Here is a 4,877-nt window from a genome sequence, read left to right on the forward strand (position 1 = left end):
CTACAAGTTCGCCGAGGGCGACGCGGGCCGCGCCGAGATCCTGCGGTTCATCGATGACCGGCTGGCGTGGATCCGCGCGCAGATGCCGCGGGCGTTCAACACGCTCGTGGATCCCAACATGGAGGTAAAGCGCCTGCCGCCCGAGGAGGAGCCGGGCGCGCCGGCGGCGTACGGCGGCGCGGGGTCCGTGGACGGCAAGATCCCCGGGCGCTTCTGGATCAACCTGCGGACGACGGACCTGCACAGCCGCTACAGCCTGGCGGACCTGACGTTCCACGAGTCCATCCCCGGCCACATCTGGCAGGGCGAGTACACGCACGACATGCCGCTGGTGCGCCAGATGCTGTCGTTCAACGCGTACTCCGAGGGCTGGGCGCTCTACGCCGAGCAGCTGGCGGACGAGCTGGGCGCGTACGACAGCGATCCCGTGGGGCGGCTGGGCTACCTGCAGTCGCTCGCGTTCCGCGCCTGCCGGCTCGTGGTGGACACGGGCCTGCACGCCAAGGGGTGGACGCGCGAGCAGGGCGTGCGGTTCTTCGTGGAGGTGAACGGGTCCAACCCGCTGGAGGTGGCCAGCGAGGTGGACCGCTACTGCTCGTGGCCGGGGCAGGCGTGCGGCTACAAGGTGGGCCACAGCGAGATCAACCGGCAGCGCGAGCGGGCGCGGGCCGCGCTGGGCACGCGATACGACCTCAAGGCGTTCAACGACACCGTGGTGCGCGGCGGCAACGTGCCGCTGGACGTGCTCGCCCGCAACGTGGACGAGTACCTGCGGCGGTAGGCCGCTTTCCGGAGGCTGGCGGCGGAGACGCAAAGGGCCGAATGGTCCGCAGGAATCACCGTCCGCAACGGAACGCGTCATCCTGAGGAGCCGCCGCGTGATCCTGCCCGCTGCACGGGCTGTGGCGGCGACGAAGGATCTTGCACGCAAAGCATGAGGCCGGCTCCTCGCATGGGAGCCGGCCTCGTGCCTTGGACGCAAGATCCTTCGGTCGACCGCTCAGCCGCCGACGGACATCCCACGCGGCGCGATCAGCTGACGGGGGCGGGACCGGCGAGCACGGCGTCCAGCTGGCCCATGGCGGACTGCATCCCCTCCAGCATCCCCATGTCCAGCAACTGCTGCATCTCCGCGACGCCCGGGAAGTGGGTGACGCCGGTGAACCGCGAGCCCTGGGCGGTGGGCTCGAAGGTAAAGATCATCCGCATGTGCGGCAGGCCGTCGTTGGGCATGCCGTTCTCGTCCGTGAAGCCGTCCTCCACCTCGAACCGGCGTCCCGGCTCGATGGCCAGAAAGCGCCACGAGCCGTGCGACGTGCTGCCGTCCGGCCCCGTCATGTGGTACTGGGAGTAGCCGCCCACCTCCATGTCGTGGCGGGTGAAGGTCGCGGGCCACGTCTCCGGCCCCCAGAACCGCTCCAGCTGCCGCGGGTCGGCGAACGCGTCCCACAGGCGCTGCACCGGCACGGTGTAGTCGCCCACGATGGTGAGGGTGAGCGCGTTCGCGTCGGAGTTGACGGAGGTGATGGGCATGGGCTTACTCCTGGGATGGGGTGTCGGTGAAGAGTGCGTCGATCTGGCTGAACCGGTCCTTCCACAACGCTTCCAGCCGGGTGAGCAGCTCACGCGCATGCGCGATCCGCTCGGGGTTGCCGCGCACGATGCGCTCGCGGCCCTGCGCCTGCTTGGTCACCAGCCCCGCCGCCTCCAGCACGGCGACGTGCTTTTGCACCGCCGCGAACGACATGGCGTACCGGGCGGCCAGCGCCGAGACCGACGCCTGCTCCCCAGCCATGACGCGCGCGATGATGTCCCGCCGCGTGGCGTCGGCCAGGGCGTGGAACAGGCGGTCCATCTCCGCCTCGCTGAGCGAGTGACGTACAACCATGTGGTTGTATATAGGGCCGCGGTGCCCCGCGCGCAAGCCTGCCGTGTTGGCGATATCTTCTCCCCGCCCAAGCCGGCGAGGGCGATGTCGAAATCCGCCGGGTTCGTTCGACGCATGGATGAGCCACCCGACCACGTTCACCAGGAGACAACGATGAAGATCACGATCGAAACCCTCGTAAAGGCCGATCGCAGCAAGGTGTGGGATGCGTGGAACAGCCCCGAGGACATCAAGCAGTGGAACTCGGCGCACGAGAGCTGGCACACCACCGCCAGCACGGTCGACCTCCGTGAAGGAGGCTCGTTCTCGGCGCGGATGGAGGCCAGGGACGGCAGCGCGGGCTTCGACTTCGGCGGCACCTACACCCGCGTGGTGCCGGGGCAGGCCCTGGAGTACCGGATGAGCGACGGACGCGAGGTCAGCGTGGAGTTCACGGAGCGCGACGGCGGCGTGCTGGTCCGCGAGACCTTCGACGCGGAGTCCGAGAACCCGGCCGAGATGCAGCGCCAGGGATGGCAGGCCATCCTGGACAACTTCGGCCGCCACGTGGAAGCCAAGGGCTGAGCCTTCCGCGATTTCCGGTCAAAGCGAGAGGCCGGCTCCCGTACGGGGAGTCGGCCTCTCGTATTAACCCATCCTTACGGAGCCCAAGGAGCGTCATCCTGAGGAAGCGCCACGCGTAACGTGAACGCATGCAGTACTTTGGCGCGACCGAAGGATCTTGTGTGCGAAACTCGGGGCGGCGTCCGTGCACGAGGGCAGCGGCAGAGCTTTGCCGGCAAGATCCTTCGTCGCCACCAGGGTCTTTGCGCAGGACCGCGCGGCGGCTCCTCAGGATGACGCGTTCGAGGCGCGAGGTTGGCAACAGCCTCCCATCCTAATCCTCGTAAGGGTCCACTCTCTTGATTTCCTGAGGGAGCGCCGCGCAGAACTTGCCCGTTCACGAGACTACGGGCGCGACCGAAGGATCTCCTCCGCGGGGCAGGTACGCCGCCGCTGGACTGGGCCCTTGCCAGGGCGGGAAGAGCCTTCGGGGCCGCACGCATCCAGCGCGGTCGAGTTCGTGAGGGCCCCTCAGGAAACAACTGCTTTTCCGGCCCCGGTATCGGGATGACGCGTTTGGCGCGAGGCCGAGCACCTCTAGCTGGATTCGGCTTGCGCGCGGGGGGCGGTCAGCAGCGCGTGGACCGTCGACGCGAGCGTGGCGGCGATTTGGTCGCCACCGCCCAGCGGCGCGCTCATGAACGCGCCGTCCAGGGCAAGTGCCAGCTGCGCGCCGACGTCCTTCGGCTCCGGCAGCCCCATGCGCCCCGCGATGTCGGACAGCCGCCGCCGCATCTCCTCCTTGTGCGCCGCGGCCACCTGACGCGCGGGATGGTCCGGGGCGGGGAACTCGGCGGCCACGTTGAGCTGCGGACAGCCGCGGTACCCCGGCCGCCGCAGCCGCGCCTGGATCCACGCCAGGTGTGCCTCCAGCTCGGCCGCGGGATCGTCGCGGTGCTCGTCCGCCACAGCATCCCACTGGCGCCAGAAGTCCGCGTCCTCCTCCTGCAGGAACGCGGCGATCAGCGTGTCCTTGTTGCCGAAGTGCCGGTACAGGCTCGTCTTGGCGATCCCGGACTCCTTCACCACCAGGTCCACGCCCACCGCGTGCACGCCGTGCCGGTAGAACAGGTCCGACGCGGTGGCCAGGATGCGGTCGCGCACCGCCGATGGTCGTCCGCCCGCCGTTGAGCCGTCTGCCTCTGCCGCCATGATCCTCCACCCTCCGTGAGACGTTGCTTGACAACGCTACAGATCTGTAGCATCCTTTGCAAGGAAACAGACAGGTCTGTATCGTCACTGGAGAGGATGGATGATGAACCGAGCCGTTGCAGTCTATGGCGCCTATGGCCACACGGGGCGCTTCGTCGTCGCCGAGCTGCTGCGGCGCGGGCTGACGCCCATCCTGTCGGGCCGGGATGCGGGGCGGCTGAACGTGTTGGCGACGGCGTACCCGGGGATCGCCGTCCGCGCCGCCCGGGTGGATGACGCTGCGGCGCTGGACGCGGTCCTGGAGGGTGCGGCGGCCGTCATCAACTGCGCCGGCCCGTTCGCGACGACGGCCTCGCCCGTCATCCAGGCGGCGCTGCGGAAGGGAATCCCGTACGTGGACGTCGCCGCGGAGATCGAGGCCAACCTCGACACGTTCGAGCGCCACGACGCCGATGCGCGCGCGTGTGGCGTCACGATCGTCCCCGCTATGGCTTTCTACGGCGGGCTGGGCGACCTGCTCGCGACGGCCGCGATGGGCGACTGGATGTCGGCGGACGAGGTCTGCGTGGCGTACGGGCTGAGCGGCTGGGTGCCTACGGCCGGGACGATGATCGCCGGCCAGGTCTCGCGCGAGCGCCGGGGCGGGCTGCGGATCGCGCACGTGGATGGCCGGCTGCAACTGAGCGCGGACGCGCCGCCGGTGTCCGCGTGGACGTTTCCGGCGCCCATCGGCCGGCAGGACGTGGCCGAGGAGTTCACCATGGCCGACACGGTGACGATCGCGCGGCACCTGGACGTGTCGCGGATCCGGTCGTTCATGACGACGGCCGCCGTCTCAGGTCTCCGCTCCGGCCCCCAGGCGGACGCGGATGGCCGCCCGCCGGAGCGCTTCGTCGTGGAGGTCGTCGCGCGGCGGGACGGCGTGGAGCGGCGGGCGTGCGCGAGCGGGCAGGACATCTACGCGACCACGGCGCCGCTTGTCGTGGAGGCCGTCATCCGCCTCCTCGGGTCGACGGACCGCGAGCCCGGCGTCCGCACCGCGGGGCAGGCGTTCGACGCGCGGGACTTCCTGTCGGCGCTCTCCCCCGAGCCGCTTGCGATCCGTTTGGGCTAGATCCGTCCCATCGAATCGCGGATGATGCTGGTCGGCGGAGCCCGGCGCGTGCTACTGTTCAGCGCCGCCGAGCGCGCCATCCGCACCCGATCCGCCGAAGGAGCTGACCGATGTCCCAGG

At 69.7% G+C, this 4,877-nt stretch carries 6 protein-coding genes; 3 read left to right on the forward strand and 3 right to left on the reverse strand.

What is annotated here, in order from left to right:
• The coding region (locus tag VFZ20_RS04075; protein WP_329682553.1) for a DUF885 domain-containing protein at nt 1-781 on the forward strand (781 nt) is incomplete at its 5' end.
• Nucleotides 782-1,032: 251 nt separating this feature from the next.
• Here VFZ20_RS04075 and VFZ20_RS04080 read toward each other — a convergent pair.
• Together VFZ20_RS04080 and VFZ20_RS04085 are read right to left on the reverse strand one after the other, a co-directional pair.
• A complete protein-coding gene (locus VFZ20_RS04080) occupies nt 1,033-1,533 on the reverse strand; it encodes an SRPBCC domain-containing protein (RefSeq protein WP_329682554.1) in 501 nt (166 codons plus the stop codon).
• A gap of 4 nt (nt 1,534-1,537) precedes the next feature.
• The gene (locus tag VFZ20_RS04085) at nt 1,538-1,888 is read right to left on the reverse strand and encodes a metalloregulator ArsR/SmtB family transcription factor (RefSeq protein ID WP_329682555.1); all 351 of its coding nucleotides are present in this window, start codon (nt 1,886-1,888) and stop codon (nt 1,538-1,540) included.
• A gap of 153 nt (nt 1,889-2,041) precedes the next feature.
• On the opposite strand from VFZ20_RS04085, the gene VFZ20_RS04090 reads away from it, so the two are divergent.
• Entirely contained in the window at nt 2,042-2,452 is a 411-nt protein-coding gene (locus tag VFZ20_RS04090) for an SRPBCC family protein (RefSeq protein ID WP_329682556.1), read from the forward strand.
• 576 nt (nt 2,453-3,028) lie between these two features.
• Here the strand turns inward: VFZ20_RS04090 and VFZ20_RS04095 are convergent.
• Nucleotides 3,029-3,643 (reverse strand): TetR/AcrR family transcriptional regulator, encoded by a 615-nt coding sequence (locus tag VFZ20_RS04095; RefSeq protein ID WP_329682557.1) that lies wholly within the window; start codon nt 3,641-3,643, stop codon nt 3,029-3,031.
• 100 nt (nt 3,644-3,743) lie between these two features.
• Between VFZ20_RS04095 and VFZ20_RS04100 the strand changes: the two genes are divergently transcribed.
• Nucleotides 3,744-4,757 carry a saccharopine dehydrogenase NADP-binding domain-containing protein gene (locus VFZ20_RS04100; RefSeq protein WP_329682558.1) on the forward strand — a complete coding sequence of 338 codons (1,014 nt, stop codon included), beginning with the start codon at nt 3,744-3,746 and terminating at the stop codon, nt 4,755-4,757.
• Nucleotides 4,758-4,877: the final 120 nt, after the last annotated feature.

The organism is Longimicrobium sp., from assembly GCF_036280135.1.
Taxonomy (GTDB): Bacteria; Gemmatimonadota; Gemmatimonadetes; order Longimicrobiales; family Longimicrobiaceae; genus Longimicrobium.

Bases quoted from the DNA above. Each gene is read 5' to 3' on its own strand.
- VFZ20_RS04080 (WP_329682554.1), bottom strand. From the start codon at position 1,533: ATGCCCATCACCTCCGTCAACTCCGACGCGAACGCGCTCACCCTCACC.
- VFZ20_RS04100 (WP_329682558.1), top strand. From the start codon at position 3,744: ATGATGAACCGAGCCGTTGCAGTCTATGGCGCCTATGGCCACACGGGG.
- VFZ20_RS04095 (WP_329682557.1), bottom strand. From the start codon at position 3,643: ATGGCGGCAGAGGCAGACGGCTCAACGGCGGGCGGACGACCATCGGCG.
- VFZ20_RS04090 (WP_329682556.1), top strand. From the start codon at position 2,042: ATGAAGATCACGATCGAAACCCTCGTAAAGGCCGATCGCAGCAAGGTG.
- VFZ20_RS04085 (WP_329682555.1), bottom strand. From the start codon at position 1,888: ATGGTTGTACGTCACTCGCTCAGCGAGGCGGAGATGGACCGCCTGTTC.